A 24,984-nucleotide genomic window follows, 5' to 3' on the forward strand; every position below is an offset into this window, starting at 1 on the left:
AGTAACTTGCTTACCGGAAAACATTCCCCCGGGGACATCGATTGCGGCACGATGTTGCCCAGTCACGACGCTTTCTCAGTGCACGTCTCCTCCTCGGGAAAGGCAGCCCCATGAGTCCTTCGCGCCGCAGATCCATGAGAGTGACCGCGTTCACCGCCGGTCTCCTCCTCGCCATCTCCCTCTCCCCGACCCCGTCCGCCGGCGCCGCCGAGAAGGACGACCGCCATCTCACCCAGAAGGCGAGGTCCCACGGCGTCACGTCGGAGCACGGCGCGTACGTCGGCTGGTCGACGCCCGGGTCGAAGGCCACGGGCGGCACCGCCAACGACACCCCGATCACCGCTCAGGCGACCGTGAGCGGCATCGACGTCTCCGGCCACCAGGGCAACGTCGACTGGGCCTACTGGTGGGGTCAGGGGAAGCGGTTCGCCTACATCAAGGCGACCGAGGGCACCTACTACCGCAACAGCACCTACTTCCCGCAGCAGTACAACGGCTCCTACAACCAGGGCTTCATCCGCGGCGCCTACCACTTCGCCAACCCGTCCGACTCGGGCGGCGCGGCGCAGGCCGACTACTTCGTCAACAACGGCGGCGGCTGGTCGGCCGACGGCAAGACGCTCCCGGGCGTGCTCGACATCGAGTACAACCCGTACTCAGGCGGCACCTGCTACGGCCTCTCCCAGGCCTCGATGCGCTCGTGGATCGCGGCGTTCCTGGACCGCTACCGCGCCCGCACCGGCCGCGACGCGGTCATCTACACGACCACCGACTGGTGGACGACCTGCACCGGCAACACCTCGCAGTTCGCGAGCGCCCACCCGCTGTGGATCGCGCGCTACGCCAGCTCGCCGGGCACCCTGCCCGCAGGCTGGGGCTACTACACCTTCTGGCAGTACACCTCGTCACCGTTGGACCAGAACACGTTCAACGGCGCGTACGACCGCCTGCAGGCGCTCGCCCGAGGCTGATCCTCCGGGCGCCGATCCGGGGTGGACCCCCGGTCCTCACAGACCCAGCTGGGTCTTCCAAGAGCCGAGGCCCGGGGTCCACTCGAAGACGCGACGCTCCTTGATCAGCCCGACCGCGAGGAACGGGTCGTCGTCCAGGGCCTTCTCGACCGCGTCGACCTCGCCCTCGAAGACGAGCAGGCCGGAGCCGTCGGAGGTGGGGCCGGAGAGCCGAAGCCCGGGCTGGCTCGCCAGGAACTCCCGGTGGGCGCCGAGGTGCTCGGCGCGTACGTCGGGGAGGTCGTTGTAGGCGTACAGAACCGCGACGATGGCCATCAGAGGTCAGCCCCGTCCGCGAGACGTACGTAGCCGCGCTCGGCCGGGATCAGGTTGCCGGCCTGGGTGTCGAAGACCCCGGAGCCGAACTCGGAGTAGACCCGGTCGTGGATGGCGACGGTCTTGGAGGCGCCGACGGAGCGGGCGAAGTCGATCAGCTCGGCCGAGCGAGCCCACGGCGCGGAGACCGGCAGGAAGAGTACGTCCACGGCCTGGCCGGGCCCGTCGAGCGCGTCGCCCGGGTGGAAGATCTTCGTGTCGCCGGCCTGGATCAGGTAGCCCGAGTTGTCGAAGTGGGGAAGGTCGGCGTGGATGACCGCGTGCTTCTCGTTGATCGCGGTGACCGGGAGCCCGGCGTCGAACGACTCGCCCGGCTTCACCACCGTGGTCCGCTCGTGGACCGCGGGAGCGCCCTTCTGGATCTGCGCCGCGACCGCGCCGATGGTGTAGACCGGCGCGTCGCTGCCCTCCAGGAGGGCAGGGTTGTAGTGGTCGGGGTGCTCGTGGGTGATCAGCACCGCCGTCGCGCCGTCCAGCGCCTCGGGTTCGGCGAACACGCCCGGGTCGACGACCACCACCGCCCCGTCGTGCTCGATCCGGACACAGGCATGGCCGAACTTCGTGATCCTCATGCCGCCGAATCTATCGCGGGTGGGTCAGACGTCGGAGCGGACCATGTTGGCGAGCCACAGGCCGAGGAAGAACGGAAGGAGTACGCCCCAGCCCATCTGCACCGCGGAGTCCTCCGGCAGCGCGACCACGCCGATCATCGCGATGGCACTCGGCAGCGCTCCCGACACGATGGCGATGCTCGTCTCGACCGCGGGATGGTTGCTCCGGGAGTAGGCGAGGTAGAGGGCCATCGCCGCGGCCGCCACGGCGAAGAGGATCGTCAGCACGGCTGCGATGACCAGCAGCTTGTAGGCGCCCGGGGCGTCGTCGGGACGGTCGCTCAACCACGCGATCGCCGACCAGAAGCCGTAGCTGTCGCCGTCCTCGCCGTCGTCGTGGACGATCCGGTACGCAGGCACCGAGATCATCGCGACGATCAGGAACGGGATCGTGAGCAGCTGTGTCCGCGCCAACCGGTCGGCGTTCTCCTCTCCTTCGCGCAGGGCTGTGCGGATGAGGCCGTCCGAGTTCTCCATGAACGGAGGTTAAGCCGAGATCGGTGGATCAGGGCTAAGACAGGGCGTCCCGAATGGGGACGAACTTGGCCTGGGTCTCGGCCAGCTCGGTCTCCGGGTCGGAGCTCGCCACGATGCCGCAGCCGGCGAAGAGGCGGGCGGTGCGGTCGTCGATCATCTCGGCCGTACGCAGCGCGATGCCCCACTCGCCATCGCCGGTGGCGTCCATCCAGCCGACCGGGCCGGCGTAGCGGGCGCGCTCCATCGACTCGATCTCGGCGATGAGCTCGACGGCGTCCTCGCGCGGGGTGCCGCCGACCGCGGCAGAGGGGTGCAGCGCGGCGGCCAGAGCGAGCGAGCTCACCCCGTCGCTGGCGACGCCGGTGATGTCGGTGGCCAGGTGCATCACGTTGGGGAGCTTGAGCACGAAGGGCGCGTCGGGCACGTTCATCGAGGAGCAGTGCGGCTCGAGGGCGTCGGCGACCGACCTGGCGGCGTACTCGTGCTCCTCGAGGTTCTTCGAGGACTCGGCGAGCGATGCGGCGAGGGCGTGGTCGAGGTTCTCCTCGCCGGTGGGCCAGATCGTGCCCGCGAGCACGCGGGAGGTGACCAGGCCGCGCTCGCGGCGTACGAGCAGCTCGGGGGTCGCACCGAAGAGGTCGTCGACGTGGAACGTCCAGCAGGTCGGGTACGCAGCGGCCAACCGCCGCAGCACGGCACGGATGTCGATCGGGGCGCTGGCCGCGGCCAGCAGGTCGCGGGCCAGGACGACCTTGTCCAGGTCACCGTCCTGGAGCCGGGCGACGGCGTCGGCGACGATCCGCATCCAGTGCTCGCCGTCGACGTACGCATCGGCGAAGACGACGTCGCGCGGCGCCTCCGGCTCCGGCATCGGAGCCAGCGGAGGAGGGGGTGAGGCGGCCGGACCGACGGTGGTCACCCAGGCGACGTCGCCGCGCTTCCCGACGATGACCGCGGGCACCTTGAGCACGGAGAATCCCGGCAGGTCCGAGAAGGCGAAGGAGCCGAAGCCGACCAGGCCGGTGCCGGGCTCGCGCACGGGATCGGCGACCGTCGAGACCGCGGCCAGCTCCTCGAACCACTTGGCCGCGTGCGCGAACCGCTCCGGTCCGGACGTACGGATCTCGGCGGCGGTGCCCCAGCCGACCAGGCCTTCGCCGTGGCGGACCCAGGACAGAACGCGCCTGCGGGCGGGCAGCAGCGCGAGCAGGTCGTCGAGCGTCTCCGACCCGGCATCGAGTGCCACGGTGGTGGCTACCAGGGACCGCTGCTCAGACTCATCCACACCCCCAGCGTATCGGCGTGGTGTCGGCGACGACGAGTCGAAGTGATGTATGGCATCCGCCCCATTTGTCACTCATCACCATGTGGGTTGTAGCGTGCGCTTGCGTGAGTACCAACAAAGAGCAGTCGTTCATCGCAGAGAACGGCATCACCCTCGGCATCATCGCCTTGGCCCTCTTCGTCGTGCTGGGCGTTGGCCTGCCACGGTGGGTTGGCGACTCCGAATCGCACTCGGGCGTGAAGATCACGCTTCCGGAGACTCTGTCGGGCGGCTACAAGCCGGCCGACGAGAAGTCCTCCTACGACCTCGACGTGATCAAGAAGCAGGGCGCGTCCGAGGAGCAGCTGGACCTGTTCATCAAGCAGAACGCCGCCAGCTCGAAGACGGAGGACCGCAACGTGTCAGACGCCCTCGGGTTCTCGATGGCCTCGCGCACCTACATCACCAAGGACATGAAGAAGTCCGTGATGATCCGCGCCTTCGCCGGTGACGGCAGCGCCTACTACGGCGGTGGCGAGGTCTCCAAGGTGCGCGACAACGTCTGCTACTCCAGCGCCGACCAGTCGACCGGTCAGACCCAGGCGACCTGCTCGCACGCGTCCAACGACCTGACCGTCCAGGCGACCGCTGCCTCGACGAAGGACGCGGCGAAGTACGCCGACGAGATCTTCGAGAAGCTCGCCTGAGTTCGGTCCCGGACACCGACCCGAGACAGAATCAGCCCGTGACCCGAGCAGATCTGGACAAGCAGCCCGGCGAGGTCCGTCGGATGTTCGACGCCGTGGCCAAGCGCTACGACGTGACCAACGACGTGCTCTCGCTCGGCCAGGACCGACGCTGGCGACGCGAGGTCATCAAGGCCGTCGACCCGAGGCCCGGCGAGCTCGTGCTCGATCTCGCCGCCGGCACCGGCACCTCGTCCCAGCCGTTCCTGGACGCGGGCGCCTCCGTGGTACCGACGGACTTCTCGATCGGGATGCTCCAGGTCGGCAAGAAGGCCAAGCCCCACCTGCCGTTCACGGCCGGCGACGGCACCAAGCTGCCCTACCGCGACGCGACCTTCGACGCGGTGACGATCTCGTTCGGCCTGCGCAACATCGTCGACCCGGCGGCGGGCCTGCGTGAGCTGCGCCGGGTCACCCGCCCCGGCGGCCGGATCGTGGTCTGCGAGTTCTCGCACCCGACCTGGAAGCCGTTCCGGACGATCTACGTGGAATACCTGATGAAGGCGTTGCCGCCGGTCGCTCGGGCGGTATCGTCCTCCCCGGACGCCTACGTCTACCTCGCCGAGTCCATCCGCGCATGGCCCGACCAGGCAGGCCTCGCTGCCATGCTCTCCGCGGCGGGTTGGCAGGCTCCGACCTGGACGAACCTCTCGGGTGGAATCGTCGCACTTCATCACGCAACCGCTTGATCTCTGCGAAAGTTCAACTATGACCACGACGTTGCCATGGGACGGCATCTTGATGCCTCGCGAGGCCTACGGGCCCGCAGCGGTCAAGGCCAGGGACTCACTCACCGACGCGGCCGCACAGGGCGACTGGCGCCGCGCGCTCTCGCAGGTGCGCAACGACTACACCGTCGGCGTCAACACCTGGAAGATCGGCGGTGAGTCGATGTTCACGCCGCTCCACCACGCCGCCTACCTCGGTGCCCCGCGGGAGACCGTCCAGGAGCTGCTCTCGCTGGGCGGGGTCAGGTCCCTGCCCACCGCCCACGGTGAGACGCCCTACCAGCTGGCCAAGCGACGCGGTCACGACCACCTGCTCGACATGCTCGACCCCTACTTCCGCCCCGGCACCCCGCTCGGCGACAACCTCGAGAACGTCAACCTCCACGTGAACACGACGCTCGCGGAGCTGACCGCCGAGTTCCGTGGCGAGAACCAGCTGCGTACGTTCGACGTACGGCTCATCTCCGAGGAGGGCGGCCCAGACGAGGCCTGGTTCACCGCCCCGGGGATGTACGGCGGCATCCGGATCGGCATGTTCTGGGGTCGCGCCCACCTGGAGTACAACTCCCGCATGGGCGACTCCTACGCCGTCGTCGGCCCGGACGGATCGGCCTACGTGAGCCGTTCCAAGCGCGCCGTCCCCGCCCTCCCCGCCCGCTGACGCTGGGCGGCATGCGAAGGTCGTCCCATGGACGACTCGACTGCCGACCTGATCATCGACCTGAACCCGCTCCCGGACGAGATCGGCGGCCGGCTGCGGGCTCAGCTGGAGTTCATCGCCGAGGCCGACAAGCTCAAGACGATCCTGCGCGCCTCGCCGCTGGCCGCGGCAGACAGGCGTGAGAACGACGCCGAGCACTCCTGGCACCTGGCGCTGATGGTGCTGCTGCTCGCTGAGTACGCCGACGAGCCGATCGACGTCGGGCACGCGATCAAGCTCGTGATCATCCACGACATGGTCGAGATCTACGCCGGCGACAGCCCGGTCTTCGACGCCGCCGCGGTCGTCGACCAGGTCGAGCGCGAGGTCGCTGCCGCCGATCGGCTCTTCACGATGCTCCCGCCGGACCAGGCCGGCGAGGTCCGTGCCCTGTGGGACGAGTTCGAGGCCGCTCAGACCCCCGAGGCGCGCTTCTGCAAGGCGATGGACCGCCTCGAGCCCATGCTCCTCAACTGGCTCAACCGCGGCGGCACCTGGGGCATGCCCGGCGCCACCGAGTCCCGCGTCCGCGCCCGCGAGGCCGGCGTCGTCGCCGCCTCGACAACCCTCGGCGCTGCCACCGACGCCCTCGTCCGAGCAGGTCTCGCCAAGGGCTGGATCCGCCCGGACGCCGACTGACGCTGACCATCCCGCTGAGTCGGCGCATCCTGACGCAACCTCACGCCGAGTCGGCTCGTTGTAACGAGCATCGACTCGGCGGATGATCGAGGACCGCCCGAGTCGATGCTCCGGAGGGCCGCCGTGACTTCCCCGCACATGCGGGGTTCTGGCGTGGGTTGGGCCGGGGCGTACGAAACTTCCGTGCATGTGCGGGGAAGTTGCGCGTCGTTGGCCACCAACTCCGAGAACCGGACCATCCCTCCGCGGGTATTCGGTACGCTGCGGCGACCTGATGGTGGGGATGCTGAGGAGAGCCGCTCGTGGACGTGGATGTGGTGCCCGGCTCGGTGACGGACTGGACCGTCACTCTCGATGATCAGCGGCGGCTCAAGCGGGCCTTGGTGGGGTTGCGGCTGCGGATGTGGGCGTACTGGATCCCGGGGTTGGCTCTGCCCGCGGTGGTGGTCAGCCTCTTCTGGCTCGGGATGCCAGATCCGGATCTGGGACTTGTCGGCGGAGCTGTCGAGCTGGCGATGACGGCCGTCCTAGGAGTCGCCATCTTGCTGCTCCAGCTGGCGGCGCCCCTGTGGGGGCTGCGTCGCCGGGCGGAGCGCGAGTTCCCTGTCGGCGCCACGCTCACGGCGTGGACGACGCCCACGGGCCTGGGTGTGCGTACGCTCAACCGACTCACCTTCTACCCGTGGTCGCGGCTGTCGCAGGTCGAGGTGGGGCCGGCGCTCGTGCGGTGTCGGCAGGACGGTCCGAACACCCTGGCCATGCCGGTGTACCTTCCGACCGGGCCGGATGAGCTGGCGCGGTCGGTCGACTTCCCGGCCCAGCTGATCGGGCCGGAGATCAGGCGCGAGCTGGCTGACAGAGCAGGCCGTACGCCTGTGGCGGCGCCGTTGGCGGGGGCGCCGATCGTCGTCGATCGGACACTGCGGTGGCGGCTCGTCCGGGCACGGTTGCGGGTGCAGTTCGGCGCCTTGGCGTGGGTGCTTCCAGTCGGCTACGGCCTGAATGCCCTACTCCAACTGGAGATCGGATCCTTCTGGTCCGCGGCCTTCTGGGCCTTCATGGCCCTCTTCATTCTGGTCGCCCTGCTGCTCGTCGGTACGGGCCGCGTGTCGGGGATGTATCCCGTCGGTGCCACCGTCGTCGGGTCCGTGGGTGAATGGCTCGAGATCCAAGGGCCGTGGGGGAGCGTCGCCTGGCACCACACGTGGCTAAGACAGCGCCGGATGACCGAGCACACCGTGGCGTACGAGATGTTGCCGGCCAGCGTCGAGAAGCGCTTCATCGTGATCCCCCGAGCGTTCCTCGACACGCCGACGCCGGCAGTCACCGCCGAAATCTGACCCGCCACAACCCCGCCATGGCGTGATTCTGCAAACGTTTGCCGCCGGATGCGTCAGCACTTTCCTGCCATGGCGGGAAAGTGCCGCGCGCCATTTCACCAACCCACTTGCAATCCGTCACAGGAGTGGCAGGATGTGAGTTGGCCCACATTGTGATTCCATTCACAAAGTCTCAAGAAGGGGTGGGTCGCTCAGGGTAGGAGGCGAGATGGAGCTCTACGTGCCGGTGCTCGCGTTGGCGGGACTGGCGACGCTCTTCGCGGTCGGTTCGGTGGTGATGAGCTCGGTCGTCGGGCCGAGCCGCGCCAACCAGGCCAAGGCGGATCCCTACGAGTGTGGGATCGAGGCCACGCCACAGGCGCTGGGCGGTCGCTTCCCGGTGAAGTACTACATCACCGCGATGCTCTTCATCATCTTCGACATCGAGATCATCTTCCTCTACCCGTGGGCCGTCAGGTTCGACGCGATGGGATGGTTCGGCCTCGCGGAGATGGGCCTGTTCCTGCTGACGGTGTTCGTGGCGTACGCGTATGTGTGGCGCCGCGGCGGATTGGACTGGGACTGACATGGGTCTCGAAGAAAAGCTGCCTTCCGGTGTTCTGCTGACCACCGTCGAAGGGCTCGCGGGTTACTTCCGCAAGGCCAGTCTCTGGCCGGCCACGTTCGGCTTGGCCTGCTGCGCCATCGAGATGATGACGTCGGGCGGGCCGAAGTACGACCTCGCCCGGTATGGCATGGAGGTCTTCCGCGCGAGTCCGCGGCAGGCCGATCTGATGATCGTGGCGGGCCGGGTGAGCCAGAAGATGGCGCCGGTGCTGCGCCAGATCTACGACCAGATGCCCGAGCCGAAGTGGGTGCTCGCGATGGGCGTCTGCGCCAGCAGCGGCGGGATGTTCAACAACTACGCGATCGTCCAGGGCGTCGACCACATCGTGCCCGTCGACATGTATCTCCCCGGCTGCCCGCCGCGCCCCGAGATGCTGATCGACGCGATCCTCAAGCTCCACGACAAGATCCAGGGCACCTCGCTGGGCGTCAACGCCGAGCGCGAGGAGGTCGCCAACGAGACCGCGGCGCTGCGCCAGCTGCCGCTGATCGACCAGACGGGACTTCTGCGGTGAGCGAGCAGAACAGTGGCCAGAACAGTGGCATGTTCGGCGTGAACGACACCGGCGACACCAGCGGCTACGGCGGTCTCACCCGCCAGCACGCGCTGCCGAGCCGCACCAGCGACGTCGGGGTCCAGCCCTACGGCGGCTGGTTCAAGGAGATCGCCGACGCGCTGGCCTTCGCCGAGGTGGAGGCGGTCATCCACCGCGGCGAGCTGACCTTCCACGTACGCCGCGAGCGGCTGCTCGAGGTCCTGCAGGTGCTCCGCGACGAGCTGCGCTTCGAGCTCTGCTCGGGGGTTTCGGGGGTGCACTACCCCGCTGACCAAGGCCAAGAAAACAAGCACAGCGAGCTGCACGCGGTCTACCACCTGCTCTCGATGACGTACAACCGCCGGGTGCGGGTCGAGACCTCGGCTCCCGACGAGGACCCGCACGTGCCGAGCGCGGTGGGCATCTACCCGACACTCGACTGGCACGAGCGCGAGACCTACGACATGTTCGGGATCGTCTTCGACGGCCACCCCGGACTGACCCGGATCCTGATGCCCGACGACTGGCCGGGCCACCCGCAGCGCAAGGACTACCCGCTGGGTGGGATCCCCGTGGAATACAAGGGCGCGACGATCCCGCCGCCCGACACTCGCAGGAGCTACTCATGACCGCGACAGAGTCTGAAGAGGGCCGTACGTTCACCGTCACCGGCCAGGACTGGGACGAGCTGACCGACGCCCTCAAGGACGTCAAGGACGAGCGGATCGTCGTCAACATGGGCCCGCAGCACCCCTCGACGCACGGGGTGCTCCGGCTGATCCTCGAGCTCGAGGGCGAGACGGTCACCGAGGCGCGTGCCGGGATCGGCTATCTCCACACCGGCATCGAGAAGAACATGGAGTTCCGGTCCTGGACCCAGGGGACGACGTTCGTCACCCGGATGGACTACCTGTCCCCGATCTTCAACGAGACGGCGTACGTCCTCGCGGTGGAGAAGCTGCTCGGCATCGGTGCCGAGGTGCCGGAGAAGGCCGACGTCATCCGGGTCCTGCTGATGGAGCTCAACCGGATCTCCTCCCACCTGGTGGCGATCGCGACCGGTGGCATGGAGCTCGGCGCGCTGACCGTGATGACGATCGGGTTCCGCGAGCGTGAGCTGTGCCTGGACCTGTTCGAGTTCATCACCGGCCTGCGGATGAACCACGCCTACATCCGTCCCGGCGGTGTCGCCCAGGACGTGCCGGACGGCACCGTCGCGCGGGTGACCGAGTTCATCGAGCTGATGAAGAAGCGCCTGACCGAGTACGCGGCGCTCTGCAACGCCAACCCGATCTTCAAGGGCCGCCTGGAGCAGGTCGGCTACCTCGACCTGGAGGGCTGCCTCGCGCTCGGTCTGACCGGCCCGATCCTGCGGAGCACGGGCTATCCGTGGGACCTGCGCAAGACCCAGCCCTACTGCGGCTACCAGGACTACGACTTCGAGGTCATCACCTGGGACACCTGTGACTCCTACGGGCGGTTCCGGATCCGGCTGGCCGAGATGTGGGAGTCGCTGAGGATCATGGAGCAGGCTCTCAAGCGGCTCGCCGATCTAGATGGCGCCCCCGTCATGGTGGCCGACAAGAAGATCGCCTGGCCCTCGCAGCTCTCCGTCGGTCCCGACGGCCAGGGCAACTCCCTCGACCACATCCGCCACATCATGGGCGAGTCGATGGAGGCGCTGATCCACCACTTCAAGCTGGTCACCGAGGGCTTCAGGGTGCCGGCAGGTCAGGCGTACGTCGCGATCGAGTCGCCGCGCGGAGAGCTCGGCGCCCACGTGGTCAGCGACGGCGGCACCAAGCCCTACCGGGTCCACTTCCGGGACCCGTCGTTCACCAACCTTCAAGCCACGAGCGTGATGTCCGAGGGCGGCATGGTTGCCGACGTGATCGTGGCGATCGCGTCCATCGACCCGGTGATGGGAGGCGTCGACCGATGACGCTTGCTGCTGAGACCTACGACGAGCTGCGCGAGATCGCCGCTCGCTATCCCCAGGCCCGCTCCGGGCTGCTGCCGATGCTCCATCTGGTGCAGTCGGTCGAGGGCCGGGTCACGCCCGAAGGGATCCAGGCCTGTGCCGAGGTCCTGGGCCTCACCCCGGCCGAGGTGAGCGGGGTGGCGACGTTCTACACGATGTACAAGCGTCATCCCGTCGGCACCCACCACGTCGGCGTCTGCACCAACACCCTGTGCGCGGTCATGGGCGGCGACGAGATCTTCGCCTGCCTGCGCGAGAAGCTCGAGGTCGGCAACGACGAGACGACGGCAGACGGCAGCATCACGCTCGAGCACATCGAGTGCAACGCGGCCTGCGACTACGCGCCGGTGGTGATGGTCAACTGGGAGTTCTTCGACAACCAGACGCCGGAGTCGGCCTCGCAGCTGGTCGACGACCTGCGTGAGGGCCGCGAGGTCGTGGCCTCGCGCGGTGCGCGGATCACGAGCTGGCGCGAGGCCGAGCGGGTCCTCGCCGGCTTCGAGGACGGGCTCGTCGACGAGGGGCCCGCCGCCGGATCGGCGTCGCTGGTCGGGCTGGACCTCGCGCGCGAGCGCGGCTGGGCGGCGCCCGGTGACACGCACGGTTCCGCCGATGTGCCGGAGGAGCTGCCCGAGGCCGTCGAGGTGGCCGACACCAGTCGCGCCGAGTCGGAGACGATCGCCGAGGAGGCGTCCGATGACTGACACGCTCACGCCGGTGCTGACCGCCAACTGGGGCGACGAGCGGGCCTGGACGCTGCCCGCCTACGCCGAGCAGGGCGGCTACGACGCGCTCGATGTCGCTCTCGGGCTGGCGCCCGAGGACGTACAGACGATGGTCAAGGACTCCGGGCTCCGCGGCCGTGGAGGCGCCGGATTCCCGACCGGGGTGAAGTGGGGCTTCCTGCCGGCGCCCGACCCCGAGAACCCCAAGCCGCGCTACCTGGTGGTCAACGCCGACGAGTCTGAGCCGGGCACGTGCAAGGACATCCCGCTGATGATGGCCTCGCCCCACACCCTCGTCGAGGGCGTGATCATCTCCTCCTACGCCATCCGCGCGGAGCGTGCCTTCATCTACGTACGCGGCGAGGTGCTGCACGTGATCCGGCGGCTGCAGGCTGCCGTCCGTGAGGCCTACGCCGCCGGCCACCTCGGCAAGGACATCCACGGCTCCGGCTACGACCTCGAGCTGGTCGTGCACGCCGGTGCCGGGGCCTACATCTGTGGTGAGGAGACCGCGCTGCTCGACTCGCTCGAGGGGCGCCGCGGTCAGCCGCGGCTGCGGCCGCCGTTCCCGGCCGTCGCCGGTCTCTACGCGAGCCCGACCGTGATCAACAACGCCGAGTCGATCGCCTCGGTGCCCGCGATCGTGAAGAACGGCGCCGACTGGTTCGCCGGCATGGGCACCGAGAAGTCGGCCGGCGTCGGCATCTTCTCCCTCTCGGGTCACGTCAAGAAGCCCGGACAGTACGAGGCACCGCTCGGCATCACGCTGCGCAAGCTGATCGAGCTGGCCGGCGGCGTACGCGAGGGGCATGAGCTGAAGTTCTGGACCCCGGGTGGCTCCTCGACCCCGTTGTTCACCCAGGAGCACCTGGACGTGACGCTGGACTTCGAAGGCGTGCAGGCGGCCGGCTCGATGCTCGGCACCCGCGCGCTGCAGATCTTCGACGACTCCGTCTGCGTGGTGCGCGCGGTGCTGCGATGGACGGAGTTCTACAAGCACGAGTCCTGTGGCAAGTGCACCCCGTGCCGTGAGGGCACCTGGTGGCTGGTGCAGGTCCTGGAGCGGCTGGAGAAGGGCGACGGCAAGCCCGAGGACCTCGACCTGCTGCTCGACCAGTGCGACAACATCCTCGGCCGCTCGTTCTGCGCGCTCGGTGATGGTGCGACGAGCCCGATCACGAGCTCGATCAAGTATTTCCGGGACGAGTACCTGGCTCACCTGGAGCAGGGTGGCTGTCCCTTCGACGCCAAGAAGTCGACCGCATGGGCGGAGGCAGTGCAGTGACCGATGTGACCGTCAAGATCGACGGCCAGGACGTGACCGTGCCCGCGGGCACGCTGGTGATCCGGGCGGCCGAGGAGGCCGGGATCGAGATCCCGCGCTTCTGCGACCACCCGCTGCTCGAGCCCGTCGGGGCCTGCCGGCAGTGCCTGGTCGACATCCCCGACGCCGGCAACGGCCGCGGCTTTCCGAAGCCGCAGGCCTCCTGCACGATCCCGGTGGCCGAGGGCATGGTGGTGGAGACGCAGAACTCCACGGCCGTGAAGGCGCAGCAGGGGATCATGGAGTTCCTCCTGGTCAACCACCCGCTGGACTGCCCGGTGTGCGACAAGGGAGGGGAGTGCCCGCTGCAGAACCAGGCGATGTCCCACGGGCAGGGTGAGACCCGGTTCGAGGGGACGAAGCGTACGTTCCCGAAGCCGATCAACCTCTCGCCCAACGTGCTGCTCGACCGTGAGCGGTGCATCGTCTGCCAGCGCTGCACCCGCTTCGCCGCCGAGATCCCGGGCGACCCGGGGATCGCGCTGATCCAGCGTGGCGCGCAGCAGCAGATCGGCATCGCCGAGGACAAGCCGTTCTCGTCCTACTTCTCCGGCAACGTCATCCAGATCTGCCCGGTGGGCGCGCTGACCTCGGACGACTACCGGTTCCGGGCTCGGCCCTTCGACCTGGTCTCGACCCCGAGCGTCGCCGAGCACGACTCCTGTGGCGCCGCGATCCGGATCGACCACCGCCGCGGCAAGGTCATGCGCCGCCTCGCCGGCAACGACCCGGAGGTCAACGAGGAGTGGATCTCCGACAAGGACCGCTTCGGCTTCCGCTACGCCGTCCGCGACCGGCTCACCTCGCCGATGGTCCGTGAGGACGGCGAGCTCCGGCCGGCGTCCTGGCTGGAGGCCGTCGCCGTCGCCGCTGCCGGCCTGGCCGGTGCCGGCTCGGTGGGTGTGCTGCCCGGTGGCCGGCTGACGCTGGAGGACGCGAAGGCCTACGCCGCCTTCGCCCGCGACACCCTCCGCACCCCGCACATCGACTTCCGCTCGCGTCCGCTCTCGGCGGAGGAGACCGGATTCCTGCGCTCACGCGTCGCGGGGACCAGCCTCACCTACGCCGACCTCGACGCCGCCGACCACGTGGTGCTGGCCGGCCTCGAGCCCGAGGACGAGGCCGGGACGCTCTTCCTCCGGCTGCGCAAGGCCAACAAGAACGGCCTGCGGATCACCACCCTGAGTCCGTACGCCTCGGAGGGCTCGCGCAAGCTCGGAGCCTCGGTCGTCCTGACCGCCCCCGGCGCCGAGAAGGACGCGTTGTCCCAGGTCAGCGGTGTCACCGAGGCTTCGGTGATCCTGGTCGGCGAGCGGCTGGCGACCAGCCCCGGCGGCTACTCCGCCGCTGCCGACCTCGCCGACCGCACCGGCGCCCGGCTCGCCTGGGTGCCGCGTCGTGCCGGCGACCGCGGTGCGGTCGAGGCAGACCTGCTCCCCGGTGAAGGCGGTCTCGACGCCGAGGCCATCGTCCGCGCCGGGCTCGACGCCCTCCTGATCGGCGGCGTCGACCCCGACGACACCGCCGACCCGGCGGCCTTCCTGGCCGCCTTGGACCGGGCCGGATTCGTGGTCAGCCTGGAGCAGCGGGTCACCGCAGTGACCGAGCGCGCCGACGTCGTACTCCCCGTCGCCGCCGCCTCGGAGAAGGCCGGCACCTTCGTCACCTGGGAAGGCCGCCGCCGCCCGTTCGGGAAGGTCTTCGACAAGCCCGGAACCTACTCCGACGCCGAAATCCTCGGCCACATCACGACCTCGCTGGTTGAGCCCGCGAGCGCAGCGAGCGGTGTCGAAACCAACACGGCTTCATCGAGCGCGGCAGTGGACCGTGTTGGTCATCTCGACAAGCTCGATACAACGCTCGACACGCCTCCGCCTAGCGGCTCCGGCGGCTCGACCGACGGGAGCAGCTTCCACCTGGCTACCTGGCATCTGATGCTCGACAACGGGACGCTCCAGAGCGGCGACAAGGCGCTGGCCGCGACCGCACGACCGGCGTTCGTACGCATCCCCGCCGCGCTCCACGCGGAGCTCGGTGACGTCGTGACGGTCACCGGCGACCGGGGGAGCTGGACGCTTCCGGCGCTTCCGGCGGAGCTGGCCGACGGCACGATCTGGGTGCCGACCAACTCGTTCGGGCGCGGCGTATGGGCCGATCTGGCCTCGCCAGGGTCGACCGTGAGCGTGGAGGGGGCACAGTGAACGGGCTGGAGCAGTTCGGCCAGGACCCCTGGTGGATCATCGCGATCAAGGTCCTGCTCGTCTTCGTCGTCTGCGTCGTGCTGACGCTGTTCAACATCTGGTGGGAGCGCAAGGTCGTGGCCCGGATGCAGCACCGCATCGGGCCCAACCGGCACGGACCGTTCGGTCTGCTCCAGTCCCTCGCCGACGGCGTGAAGCTGGCGCTGAAGGAGGACCTGACACCGGAGAAGGCTGACAAGATCGTCTTCATCACGGCCCCGATCCTGGCCACGGTGCCGGCGTTCGTGACGTTCTCGGTGATCCCGTTCGGTCCGGAGGTCAACCTCTTCGGCGTGCAGACGCCGCTGCAGCTGACCGACATGCCGGTCGCGGTGCTGTTCGTGATGGCGATCGCCAGCATCGGCATCTACGGGATCGTGCTGGGAGGCTGGGCATCGGGCTCGACGTACTCCCTGCTCGGTGGCCTGCGAAGCAGCGCCCAGATGATCTCCTACGAGGTCTCGATGGGCCTGGCGCTCGTCACCGTCTTCCTGATGGCCGGCAGCCTGTCCACGAGCCAGATCGTCGCGGCCCAGCAGGACTGGTGGTTCGGCGCCCTGCTGCTGCCGTCCTTCGTGATCTACTGCGTCTCGATGGTCGGCGAGACCAACCGCGCGCCGTTCGACCTCCCCGAGGCCGAGGGTGAGCTGGTCGGTGGTTTCCACACCGAATACTCCAGCCTGAAGTTCGCGCTCTTCTTCCTGGCCGAATACATCAACATGGCCACCGTCAGCGCGCTCGCCACGACGCTGTTCCTCGGCGGTTGGCGGGCCCCGCTCGGCCTCGGCACCGTCTGGGCCGGCGCCAACGAGGGCTACTGGCCGGTGCTGTGGTTCTTCCTGAAGATGTTCTTCTTCATCTGGGTCTTCATCTGGCTGCGCGGCACGCTGCCGCGGCTGCGCTACGACCAGTTCATGTCGCTCGGCTGGAAGGTCCTGCTGCCGGCGAGCCTCGCCTGGATCGTCGTCGTCGCGGTCATCAAGATGGCCGCGATCGAGGGCGGCTTCAGCCCCGACTGGATCCTCTTCGGCTTCGGTCTGGTCGTCACGGTGGTCGTCGTGCTGGGCTTCCTCAACCGGCTTCCGGAGAAGGAAGCCCAGGTCACCACGCCGACCGGCGGCTTCCCGACCCCCGACCTGCCGCTGGGCGGGGCCGTACGGGGTGCCGCCCAGCCGCTGGTGTTCGGACCGCCGACAGCCACCAACGGCGTACGCATTCTTCCCTCTCCTGAGGAGGCCAAGTGAGCAACGACGACCGCTCGTTCAAGGAGCGTTTCTGGGACCCGGTGAGCGGGTTCGCGGTGACGTTCGGGACGCAGTTCAAGAAGCCGGTCACCGAGCAGTACCCACAGCAGAAGGAGCCGACCGAGGAGCGCTTCCACGGCCGGCACCAGCTCAACCGGCACGCCGACGGCTTGGAGAAGTGCGTCGGGTGCGAGCTCTGCGCGTGGGCGTGCCCGGCCGACGCCATCTACGTCGAGGGCGCGGAGAACACCGAGGAGGAGCGCTACTCGCCCGGTGAGCGCTACGGCCGCGTCTACCAGATCAACTACCTGCGCTGCATCCTGTGCGGGCTGTGCATCGAGGCCTGCCCGACGCGGGCGCTGACGATGACCAACGAGTACGAGCTCGCCGACACCTCGCGAGAGAGCCTGATCTACGAGAAGCAGGACCTGCTCGCACCGCTCGAGGACGGGATGGAGGCGCCTCCGCACCCGATGTTCCTCGGCAACGACGACACCTCCTACTACGCACCGGAGCCCAAGGAGTCGACTCGATGAGCTTCGTGATCCTCGCCTCGGTCATGGTGATCGCGGCGATGGGCCTCCTGTTCGCGCGCAAGCCGGTGCACGCCGCGCTGTCGCTGGCGGTCGTGATGATCGGGCTGGCGATGATGTACGCCACCCTGGAGGCGCCATTCCTGTTCGCGGTGCAGATCGTGGTCTACACCGGCGCGATCCTGATGCTGTTCCTGTTCGTGATCATGCTGGTCGGCGTCGACACCTCTGACCGGCTCAAGGAGACGATCGCGGGGCAGAAGGTGCTCGCCGTCATCCTCGGGGTCGGGCTGGGCGCGACGCTGATCGCCGGCGTCGGCCAGGCGAGCATCGCCACGATGCGCGGGCTGGCCAGCGCCAACGAGGGCGGCAACGTACAACGCCTCGCGGACCTCCTCTTCTCCCGCTACGTGATCGCCTTCGAGGCGACCAGCGCGCTGCTGATCACCGCCGCGATCGGCGCGATGGTGCTGGCCCACCGCGAGCGGATCGACCCGAAGCAGACCCAGACAGACCTGGCCCAGAAGCGGGTCGCCGACTACGCGAAGAGCGGCAAGCACCTCGGCCCGCTGCCCCCACCGGGCACCTTTGCGCGGCACAACAGCAACGACACCCCGGCGCTGCTGCCGGACGGGTCGCAGAGCACGAAGTCGGTCCCGGCCATCCTCGCCGGCGGTCGCACGGACGAAGGAGAGGACGAATGACGGATAACACCACGGCGTACGTCATCCTGTCCGCCATCCTCTTCACGATCGGCACGATCGGCGTGCTGACCAGGCGAAACGCCATCGTCGTCTTCATGTGCGTCGAGCTGATGCTCAACGCGGCCAACCTGGCCCTGGTGGCGTTCAGCCGGATGCACGGCAACCTCGACGGGCAGGTGACCGCGTTCTTCGTGATGGTCGTCGCGGCCGCTGAGGTGGTCGTCGGGCTGGCGATCATCATGACCATCTTCCGCACCAGAAACACGGCTTCGGTCGACGAGCCAAGGATGCTCAAGTGGTGAACCCTGTCGAGGCCAGCGGCGTCTTCTCGCTGATCTGGCTGGTCATCGCGCTGCCCCTCGCCGGTGCGGCCCTGATCCTGATCGGGCGCCCGCTGGCCCCGGCACTCTTCGACCGGGTGGGCCACTGGCTCGCGGTCGGGCTCGCCGGCGCGTCCTTCGTACTCAGCGTCGTCCTCTTCATCGCCGCCCTCGGTCGCGACGAGGAGAGCCGGCAGGTCGTCCAGCATCTCTACACCTGGTTCGACACAGGTGATCTGAATGTCGGGTTCGACCTGCTCTATGACCAGCTCTCCAGCCTGTTCCTGCTGCTCATCACCGGCGTGGGCACGCTGATCCACGTCTACTCGGTCGGCTACATGGCCCACGACGAGCGGCGCACCCGGTTCTTCGGCTACCTCAATCTGTTCCTCGCCGCGATGCTGACGCTGGTGCTGGCGGAGAACTACGTCGTCCTCTTCCTCGGCTGGGAGGGCGTCGGCCTGGCGTCCTACCTGCTGATCGGCTTCTGGCAGCACAAGCCGTCGGCAGCGGCCGCGGCCAAGAAGGCGTTCGTGATGAACCGGGTCGGCGACATGGGTCTCTCGCTCGCGATCGCGCTCTGCTTCGTCACCTTCGGGTCGACCTCGTTCGCGGCGATCGACATCGGTGACACCACCACGGCCACCCTCAACTGGCTCGGAATCCTGCTGCTGATCGGCGCCTGCGGAAAGTCGGCCCAGGTGCCGCTGCAGGGCTGGCTGCTGGACGCGATGGAGGGCCCGACCCCGGTCTCGGCGCTGATCCACGCGGCGACGATGGTGACCGCGGGCGTCTATCTCATCGTCCGCAGCAGCGCGATCTTCGACGCCGCCGAGGCCGCCTCGACCGCAGTCGTGGTCGTTGCCCTGGTGACGATCATCTGGGGTGCTGCGGTCAGCTGTGTGAAGGACGACATCAAGAAGGTCTTGGCCGGTTCGACGATGAGCCAGATCGGCTACATGATGCTGGCCGCCGGGCTGGGCGGGCCGGGCTACGCGTTCGCGATCTTCCACCTGCTCACCCACGGCTTCTTCAAGGCCAACATGTTCCTCGGCGCCGGGTCCCTGATGCACGGCATGAACGACGACGTGAACCTCAAGCACTACGGCGCCCTGAGCCGGGCGATGCCGGTCACGTTCCTCACCTTCTCGATGGGCTACCTGGCGATCATCGGCTTCCCGGGGTTCGCCGGCTTCTGGTCCAAGGACAAGATCCTCGAAGTCGCCTTCGCCGACAGCTGGCTGGTCGGCATCATCGCCCTCCTTGCCGCAGGTGTGACCGCTTTCTACATGACCCGCCTGATGATGCTCGCCTTCTTCGGCCGCAAGCGTTGGCCCGAGGGCGTACATCCGCACGAGTCGCCGCGGATCATGACCGGTCCGCTCGTCGTCCTCGCCGCGCTGTCGGTCCTCGGTGGCGTCTTCGCGCTCGGTGGCTGGATCGAGCACTGGCTCGAGCCGGTGGTCGCGATCGGCCACGCCGAGCACCACGGTCCGCTCCCGGTCTGGGCGACCTCCGTCCTCGCGGTGCTGGTCGTCGCGATCGGGGTCGCGGCCGCCGGGTTCGTCTTCGGGCGCCGCCCGGTCACGACCGAGCCGACTCCGTACCTGCACGTCCCGCACGTCGAGGACGTCGTGGTGCCGCCGGGGATGGCGATCACCCGCGGTGCCCTCGCCACCGACAAGTACGCCGTCGACGGCCTGATGAGCGGTGGCCCGATCGCCCTCGCGGCGATCGCCGGTGAGCTCCGCAAGGCACAGACCGGCTACGTACGTTCCTACGCCCTCTCCGTCCTCGGCGGCACTGTGCTGGTGACCCTCGTGATCCTGGTGGTCAACTGATGCTGACAATCCTCGTCCTCGTCCCGTTCGCGGGCGCGCTGATCACCGCGGTGATGCCGGCGCGGCCCAAGGCGTGGGCCTTCGGCTTCGCGATCGCCACCCTGATCGCCGGCATCGTCACGATGTTCACGGCCCCTGACACCGATCTGGTGTGGATCGAGCCGCTCGGCGTCCACTGGGCGCTCGAGATGGACGGCTTCGGCAAGCTGATGGTGATGCTGACCGTCGTCCTGGTCCCGCTCGTGATGGTCGCGGCGGTCAAGGACCACGACAAGCGGTGGTACGCCTGGGCGCTGGCCCTGGAGGCCTTCGCCCTGCTCACCTTCACCGCCGGCGATCTCTTCCTCTTCTACATCGCCTTCGAGGCGACGCTGATCCCGGCGTACTTCATGATCGGCCAGCACGGCGGCCCCAACCGGGCCCGAGCCGCGCTCAAGTTCTTGATGTTCCAGCTCGGTGGCGGACTGGTGCTGCTCGGTGCGCTGATCGGCTTCTTCGTGGTCTCCTCGGAGGCTGGGTCGCCGTCGTACCTGATCAGCGACCTCGCCCAGCTCGACATCGGCACCACCGCCGAGCGCTGGATCTTCGTGGCGATGTTCATCGCGTTCGCCGTCAAGGCGCCGCTGTTCCCGGTACACACCTGGCTGGCCGACACCACCGAGCAGGCCACCACGCCGACCTCGGTGCTCCTGGTCTGCGTCCTCGACAAGATCGGCACCTTCGGCATGATCCGGCTCTGCCTGGGCCTGGTGCCGGAGGCGTCCGCCTGGGCGACGCCCGTCGTCGTGGTGCTCGCGCTGATCTCGATCGTCTACGGCGCTGTGCTGGCGATCGGGCAGGACGACCTGCTCCGCCTGATCGGTCTGACCTCCCTGTCGCACTTCGGCCTGATCACCCTCGGCATCTTCGCGGCCACCCGTGAGGGCCTGGTCGGGGCGATCCTCTACATGGTCAACCACGGTGTCGCGACCGCGGCGATGTTCCTGATCGCCGGGTTCCTGATCGCCCGCAAGGGCACCGCCTCGATCTCGTCGATGCGGGGGATGGAGAAGGCGACGCCGGTGCTCGCCGGCACATTCCTCATCGCCGGTCTGGCGACCGCCGGTCTGCCGGGTCTGAGCCAGTTCGTCTCCGAGATCCTGGTCCTGATCAGTGCCTTCGACTACCACTGGCTGGTCGGTGTCATCGCGGTCACCGCGATCGTGCTCGCCGCGATCTACGTGCTGTGGGCCTACCAGCGGATCTTCACCGGACCCGCTCAGCTCTCCAAACCGGTCCCCGATCTCAACCGGCGAGAGGTCGGCGTGCTCGTTCCGCTGCTGGTCGCCCTTCTCTTCTTCGGCTTCGTCCCCGGACCGCTGATCTCGGCGGCTCAACCGGTCGTGGCTCCTCTTGTTGATGTCATCCAGGCAGGTGAGTGACGCGATGTTCGAGTCCCCCGGAATTTCGTACGCCACCCTCTGGCCCGTCCTGCTGGTGCTGGGTGTGGCGTGCGCCGGTGTCGTGGTGGAGGCCTTCGCGCCGCGTGCCGCGCGGTTCAACACCCAGGTGTCGCTGGCGTTGGCGGGCCTGGTCGCCGCGCTCGCCGGGACTGTCGCCGTCGGTGCCGGGTCCAGCCTCGGCGCCTCGACGGGTGAGGGTGCCCTGATCGTCGACGGCCCGGGGGTCTTCTCCCAAGGGCTGGTGCTGCTGGTCTCGCTCGGCGGCGTCGCGCTCTTCGCCGAGCGACGTCTCGACAACGGGGTGAGCGCCTTCGCCGGTCAGGCCGCGGCCCTGCCGGGCACACCGGCCGAGCGCACCGCCTCCCAGCGGGGGCTGGAGCACACCGAGGTCTACCCGCTGATGATGTTCGCGGTCGGCGGGATGATGCTCTTCTGCATCTCCGGCGACCTGCTGATGCTCTTTGTCGCGCTCGAGGTGCTGTCCCTGCCGCTCTACCTGCTGACCGGGCTTGCGCGCCGTCGCCGGCTGCTCTCCCAGGAAGCGGCGCTGAAGTACTTCCTGCTCGGCGCGTTCTCCTCCGGCATCTTCCTCTACGGTCTCGCGCTGGTCTACGGCTTCGCCGGGTCGATGTCGCTGGCCGAGATCGGTGAGGTGGCGGCCGAGGACGGCTCCAGCCCGCTCCTGCTCCTCGGCATCGGCCTGATGGCCGTCGGCCTGCTCTTCAAGACCGGTGCCGTGCCCTTCCACTCCTGGACGCCCGACGTCTACCAGGGCGCCCCGACGCCGGTCACCGCGTGGATGAGCGCTGCCACCAAGATCGCCGCCTTCGCCGCGATGCTCCGGCTCTTCTACGTCGCCTTCGGCGCCGAAGGCGACATCTGGCGCCCGGCGATCGGCGTCATCGCGGTGCTGACGATGCTGCTGGGCGCCTCCTTCGCGGTGGTCCAGACCGATGTGAAGCGGATGCTCGGCTACTCCGCCGTCGCCCACACCGGCTTCCTGCTGACCGGCCTCCTCGGTGTGCAGACCGACGCCTTCGGTTCCACCCAGGCGGTGCTCTTCTACCTGACCGCCTACGGGTTCGCGACCCTCGGCGCCTTCGCGATCGTCTCCCTCGTGCGCGGGCCCAACGGTGAGGTCAACTCGCTGGACCGCTGGGCCGGCCTGGGCCGGTCCAACCCGTGGGTCGCGGCGACCTTCGCCGTCTTCCTGCTCTCGATGGCCGGGCTGCCGCTGACCGCAGGGTTCATCGGCAAGTGGGGCGTCTTCGCCGCCGCGCTGGGCGCCGGTCAGTGGCCCGTCGTCGCGGTCGCGATCGGCTCGAGCATCATCGCGATCTTCTTCTATGTGCGCGTGATGATGCTGATGTTCTTCACCGACCCACGCGAGGACGCGGCCTCGGTGGTGACCCCGTCGTACGCCACCACCGTCGTGATCGCACTGAGCGCTGTCGCCACCGTCTTGTTGGGTGTAATTCCGGGCCCTGTGCTCAGCCTGTTGGTGGATGCGGGAGGATTCATCGGGTGAGCACCAGCGCACCCACCGACCGAGCCCCTGAACTCGCCCTCCCGATCACCGATCCCGAGCTCGAGCGGCGGCTGCGCGCTCGGCTGGCGATCGTGGAGGAGAAGCTGGCGGGCTACGCCCGCAGCAGCTCCCCGTTCGTCACGGAAGCGGCCTCCCACCTGCTGGAGGCCGGCGGCAAGCGGTTCCGGCCGTTGCTGGTGCTGCTGGCCGCCGAGTACGGCCCGGACAAGCTCGCCGACGAGGTCATCACCGCCGCCTGCGTCGTCGAGCTCACCCACCAGGCCTCGCTCTACCACGACGACGTCATGGACGAGGCGCTCGTGCGCCGCGGCGAGGACACCGCCAACGCCCGCTTCGACAACCACGTCGCCATCCTGACCGGTGACTTCCTCTTCGCCCGCTCCTCGGAGCTGACTGCCCAGCTGGGTCCGGAGGCCGTACGCATCCAGGCGGCCACCTTCGCCAAGCTCGTCGAGGGTCAGATCCTCGAGGGCGTCGCGCCGCCCGAGGGTGTCGACCCGGTCGACCACCACCTCGAGGTGCTGGCCGGGAAGACCGGCGTCCTGATCGCCACCTCGGCGCTCTACGGTGCGCTCTTCGCCGGCGCCGACAAGCAGATCCAGGAAGCCCTGCTCGCCTACGGCGACATCGTCGGCGTCGCCTTCCAGCTCTCCGACGACATCCTCGACATCGCCTCCGACGAGTCCGGAAAGACGCCGGGGACCGACCTCCGTGAGGGCGTCCCGACGCTCCCGGTGCTGCTGGCCCGCCGCTCCACCGACGCCGGGGACGCGAGACTTCTGGAGCTGCTCGACAGCGACCTCACCGACGACGCGGCCCTGGCCGAGTGCGTCGGCCTCCTCCGCGCCCACCCGGCGCTGACCGAGGCCCGCGCCTACGTCCAGTCCCGCGCCGAGGAAGCCAAGGCCGCCCTCGCACCGCTGCCCGAGGGGCCCGTCCGCAAGGCCCTCGAGGCCTTCGCCGACATCGTCGCCGTCCGCTCCGTCTGAGCCGGGGCGCGATATTCGGTAAAGGGTATCCGGGCCCTGGCAGTACCGTTGCGACGTGAATGAGCAACGGCGTGGAGTGATGTTCGGCGCCGCTGCCTACATCATGTGGGGAGCGTTCCCGCTCTACTTCCCGCTGATGGAGCCCGCCGGGGCCTGGGAGATCCTGGGGCACCGGATCCTGTGGTCGCTGGTCGTGGCCGGAGCGCTGGTGCTGATCGTGGGCCGCCGCCAGCAGGTGGCCGCGATCCTGCGCGACCGGCGCAAGCTCGTGCTGCTGACTGCAGCTGCGGCGGTGATCTCGATCAACTGGGTGACGTACATCTGGGGCGTCAACAACGGGCGGATCGTGGAGACGAGCCTGGGTTACTTCACCAACCCGCTGGTCACGATGTTGATGGGCGTGATCATCCTGCGTGAGCGGATGCGGAAGCTGCAGTGGGTGGCGCTCGGGATCGCCTTCGTGGCCACCGTCGTGCTCACCGTCGACTACGGCCGGCTGCCGTGGGTCGCGCTGATCCTGGCCTTCTCCTTCGGCACCTACGGGCTGCTCAAGAAGAGCGCCGGTGTCGGGCCGTTCGAGTCGCTGGCCGTCGAGACAGCCGTGACGGCGCCGTTCGCGGTGGCCCTGATCATCGCTCTCCAGGCCACCGGCAACGGCACGCTCTTCGGCCACGGTGCCCTCCACGTACTCCTCCTGATCAGCCTCGGCGTCATCACCGTCGTGCCGCTGGCCTGCTTCGGTGCGGCTGCCATCCGGGTGCCGATGGTCACGATCGGGCTGCTCCAGTACCTCGCGCCGATCCTGCAGTTCGCCGTCGGCGTCTTCATCGCCCACGAGGCGATGCCTCCCGGCCGCTGGGCCGGCTTCGCGATCGTCTGGATCGCCCTGGTCATCTTCAGCGCCGAGGCCATCCACCACCGCCGCAAGGTCCTGCGGACGCTCGTGACCCCGCCGAGCTCGACGACCGTCTAGCCCCGCCCCGCCGAAACGTCACCCCCGTCGGCCGAGACGTCACTCAGGTCGGTCGAGACGGCACCCAGCTGCCACCAAGACGCAAATACGAAACTCCCTCTCACTACTAGACATCAGAAGCAGCAC

At 68.6% G+C, this 24,984-nt stretch carries 26 protein-coding genes; 22 read left to right on the forward strand and 4 right to left on the reverse strand.

Annotation, left to right across the window (positions count from 1 at the left end):
• Positions 1-134 precede the first annotated feature (134 nt).
• A complete protein-coding gene (locus tag ACFWQC_RS16025; protein WP_378679702.1) occupies positions 135-971 on the forward strand; it encodes a GH25 family lysozyme in 837 nt (278 codons plus the stop codon).
• 36 nt (positions 972-1,007) lie between these two features.
• On the opposite strand, the gene ACFWQC_RS16030 is transcribed toward ACFWQC_RS16025, so the two are convergent.
• From ACFWQC_RS16030 to ACFWQC_RS16045, 4 genes are read right to left on the reverse strand one after another with little or no spacing between them, the layout of a single operon-like run.
• Positions 1,008-1,286, reverse strand: coding sequence for a YciI family protein (locus ACFWQC_RS16030; RefSeq protein WP_355231650.1), 279 nt, complete (start codon positions 1,284-1,286; stop codon positions 1,008-1,010).
• Positions 1,286-1,918 (reverse strand): MBL fold metallo-hydrolase, encoded by a 633-nt coding sequence (locus ACFWQC_RS16035; protein ID WP_378679705.1) that lies wholly within the window; start codon positions 1,916-1,918, stop codon positions 1,286-1,288. The genes ACFWQC_RS16030 and ACFWQC_RS16035 overlap by 1 nt, the downstream gene beginning before the upstream one ends.
• A 24-nt stretch (positions 1,919-1,942) precedes the next feature.
• A complete protein-coding gene (locus ACFWQC_RS16040) occupies positions 1,943-2,434 on the reverse strand; it encodes a hypothetical protein (protein ID WP_378679708.1) in 492 nt (163 codons plus the stop codon).
• Between the two features lie 34 nt (positions 2,435-2,468).
• On the reverse strand, positions 2,469-3,719 hold the full coding sequence (locus ACFWQC_RS16045) for an isochorismate synthase MenF (RefSeq protein ID WP_378679711.1): 1,251 nt from the start codon (positions 3,717-3,719) through the stop codon (positions 2,469-2,471).
• A 104-nt stretch (positions 3,720-3,823) separates the two neighbouring features.
• On the opposite strand from ACFWQC_RS16045, the gene ACFWQC_RS16050 reads away from it, so the two are divergent.
• From ACFWQC_RS16050 to rarD, 21 genes are all read left to right on the forward strand, one after another.
• On the forward strand, positions 3,824-4,405 hold the full coding sequence (locus ACFWQC_RS16050; protein ID WP_378679714.1) for a hypothetical protein: 582 nt from the start codon (positions 3,824-3,826) through the stop codon (positions 4,403-4,405).
• 38 nt (positions 4,406-4,443) lie between these two features.
• Positions 4,444-5,133, forward strand: a complete 690-nt coding sequence (locus ACFWQC_RS16055) for a demethylmenaquinone methyltransferase (RefSeq protein ID WP_378679717.1) — start codon at positions 4,444-4,446, stop codon at positions 5,131-5,133.
• A 19-nt stretch (positions 5,134-5,152) separates the two neighbouring features.
• The gene (locus ACFWQC_RS16060) at positions 5,153-5,833 is read left to right on the forward strand and encodes a hypothetical protein (protein ID WP_378679720.1); all 681 of its coding nucleotides are present in this window, start codon (positions 5,153-5,155) and stop codon (positions 5,831-5,833) included.
• 27 nt (positions 5,834-5,860) lie between these two features.
• Positions 5,861-6,511, forward strand: a complete 651-nt coding sequence (locus ACFWQC_RS16065; protein ID WP_378679723.1) for an HD family hydrolase — start codon at positions 5,861-5,863, stop codon at positions 6,509-6,511.
• 302 nt (positions 6,512-6,813) lie between these two features.
• A complete protein-coding gene (locus ACFWQC_RS16070; RefSeq protein WP_378679726.1) occupies positions 6,814-7,851 on the forward strand; it encodes a hypothetical protein in 1,038 nt (345 codons plus the stop codon).
• 208 nt (positions 7,852-8,059) lie between these two features.
• Positions 8,060-8,416 (forward strand): NADH-quinone oxidoreductase subunit A, encoded by a 357-nt coding sequence (locus tag ACFWQC_RS16075; protein WP_091043014.1) that lies wholly within the window; start codon positions 8,060-8,062, stop codon positions 8,414-8,416.
• A gap of 1 nt (position 8,417) precedes the next feature.
• On the forward strand, positions 8,418-8,972 hold the full coding sequence (locus ACFWQC_RS16080; protein WP_378679730.1) for a NuoB/complex I 20 kDa subunit family protein: 555 nt from the start codon (positions 8,418-8,420) through the stop codon (positions 8,970-8,972).
• Positions 8,969-9,622: an NADH-quinone oxidoreductase subunit C gene (locus ACFWQC_RS16085; RefSeq protein ID WP_378679733.1), complete on the forward strand. Its 654-nt coding sequence runs from the start codon at positions 8,969-8,971 to the stop codon at positions 9,620-9,622. Before ACFWQC_RS16080 ends, ACFWQC_RS16085 begins: the two co-directional genes overlap by 4 nt.
• Complete coding sequence (locus ACFWQC_RS16090; protein WP_378679736.1) at positions 9,619-10,935, forward strand: NADH-quinone oxidoreductase subunit D; 1,317 nt, start codon at positions 9,619-9,621, stop codon at positions 10,933-10,935. Before ACFWQC_RS16085 ends, ACFWQC_RS16090 begins: the two co-directional genes overlap by 4 nt.
• On the forward strand, positions 10,932-11,678 hold the full coding sequence (nuoE, locus tag ACFWQC_RS16095; RefSeq protein WP_378679739.1) for an NADH-quinone oxidoreductase subunit NuoE: 747 nt from the start codon (positions 10,932-10,934) through the stop codon (positions 11,676-11,678). Before ACFWQC_RS16090 ends, nuoE begins: the two co-directional genes overlap by 4 nt.
• Positions 11,671-12,984: an NADH-quinone oxidoreductase subunit NuoF gene (nuoF, locus tag ACFWQC_RS16100; protein ID WP_378679742.1), complete on the forward strand. Its 1,314-nt coding sequence runs from the start codon at positions 11,671-11,673 to the stop codon at positions 12,982-12,984. The genes nuoE and nuoF overlap by 8 nt, the downstream gene beginning before the upstream one ends.
• A complete protein-coding gene (locus ACFWQC_RS16105) occupies positions 12,963-15,224 on the forward strand; it encodes an NADH-quinone oxidoreductase subunit G (protein ID WP_378679745.1) in 2,262 nt (753 codons plus the stop codon). The genes nuoF and ACFWQC_RS16105 overlap by 22 nt, the downstream gene beginning before the upstream one ends.
• Positions 15,170-16,507 (forward strand): NADH-quinone oxidoreductase subunit NuoH, encoded by a 1,338-nt coding sequence (nuoH, locus tag ACFWQC_RS16110; RefSeq protein ID WP_378679748.1) that lies wholly within the window; start codon positions 15,170-15,172, stop codon positions 16,505-16,507. The genes ACFWQC_RS16105 and nuoH overlap by 55 nt, the downstream gene beginning before the upstream one ends.
• Positions 16,504-17,043 (forward strand): NADH-quinone oxidoreductase subunit NuoI, encoded by a 540-nt coding sequence (nuoI, locus tag ACFWQC_RS16115; RefSeq protein ID WP_355231621.1) that lies wholly within the window; start codon positions 16,504-16,506, stop codon positions 17,041-17,043. Before nuoH ends, nuoI begins: the two co-directional genes overlap by 4 nt.
• Complete coding sequence (locus ACFWQC_RS16120; protein WP_378679751.1) at positions 17,040-17,744, forward strand: NADH-quinone oxidoreductase subunit J; 705 nt, start codon at positions 17,040-17,042, stop codon at positions 17,742-17,744. Before nuoI ends, ACFWQC_RS16120 begins: the two co-directional genes overlap by 4 nt.
• The gene (gene nuoK / locus ACFWQC_RS16125) at positions 17,741-18,046 is read left to right on the forward strand and encodes an NADH-quinone oxidoreductase subunit NuoK (RefSeq protein WP_008356449.1); all 306 of its coding nucleotides are present in this window, start codon (positions 17,741-17,743) and stop codon (positions 18,044-18,046) included. The genes ACFWQC_RS16120 and nuoK overlap by 4 nt, the downstream gene beginning before the upstream one ends.
• Positions 18,040-19,905 (forward strand): NADH-quinone oxidoreductase subunit L, encoded by a 1,866-nt coding sequence (gene nuoL / locus ACFWQC_RS16130; RefSeq protein ID WP_378679754.1) that lies wholly within the window; start codon positions 18,040-18,042, stop codon positions 19,903-19,905. The genes nuoK and nuoL overlap by 7 nt, the downstream gene beginning before the upstream one ends.
• Positions 19,905-21,326 carry a NuoM family protein gene (locus tag ACFWQC_RS16135; protein ID WP_378679757.1) on the forward strand — a complete coding sequence of 474 codons (1,422 nt, stop codon included), beginning with the start codon at positions 19,905-19,907 and terminating at the stop codon, positions 21,324-21,326. The genes nuoL and ACFWQC_RS16135 overlap by 1 nt, the downstream gene beginning before the upstream one ends.
• Positions 21,327-21,330: 4 nt before the next feature.
• Positions 21,331-22,875, forward strand: coding sequence for an NADH-quinone oxidoreductase subunit NuoN (nuoN, locus tag ACFWQC_RS16140; protein ID WP_378679766.1), 1,545 nt, complete (start codon positions 21,331-21,333; stop codon positions 22,873-22,875).
• Positions 22,872-23,885: a polyprenyl synthetase family protein gene (locus ACFWQC_RS16145; protein WP_378679760.1), complete on the forward strand. Its 1,014-nt coding sequence runs from the start codon at positions 22,872-22,874 to the stop codon at positions 23,883-23,885. The genes nuoN and ACFWQC_RS16145 overlap by 4 nt, the downstream gene beginning before the upstream one ends.
• Before the next feature lie 55 nt (positions 23,886-23,940).
• Complete coding sequence (gene rarD, locus ACFWQC_RS16150) at positions 23,941-24,858, forward strand: EamA family transporter RarD (protein WP_378679763.1); 918 nt, start codon at positions 23,941-23,943, stop codon at positions 24,856-24,858.
• Positions 24,859-24,984 lie beyond the last annotated feature (126 nt).

It is taken from the genome of Nocardioides sp. NPDC058538 (assembly GCF_042719275.1).
GTDB lineage: Bacteria > Actinomycetota > Actinomycetes > Propionibacteriales > Nocardioidaceae > Nocardioides.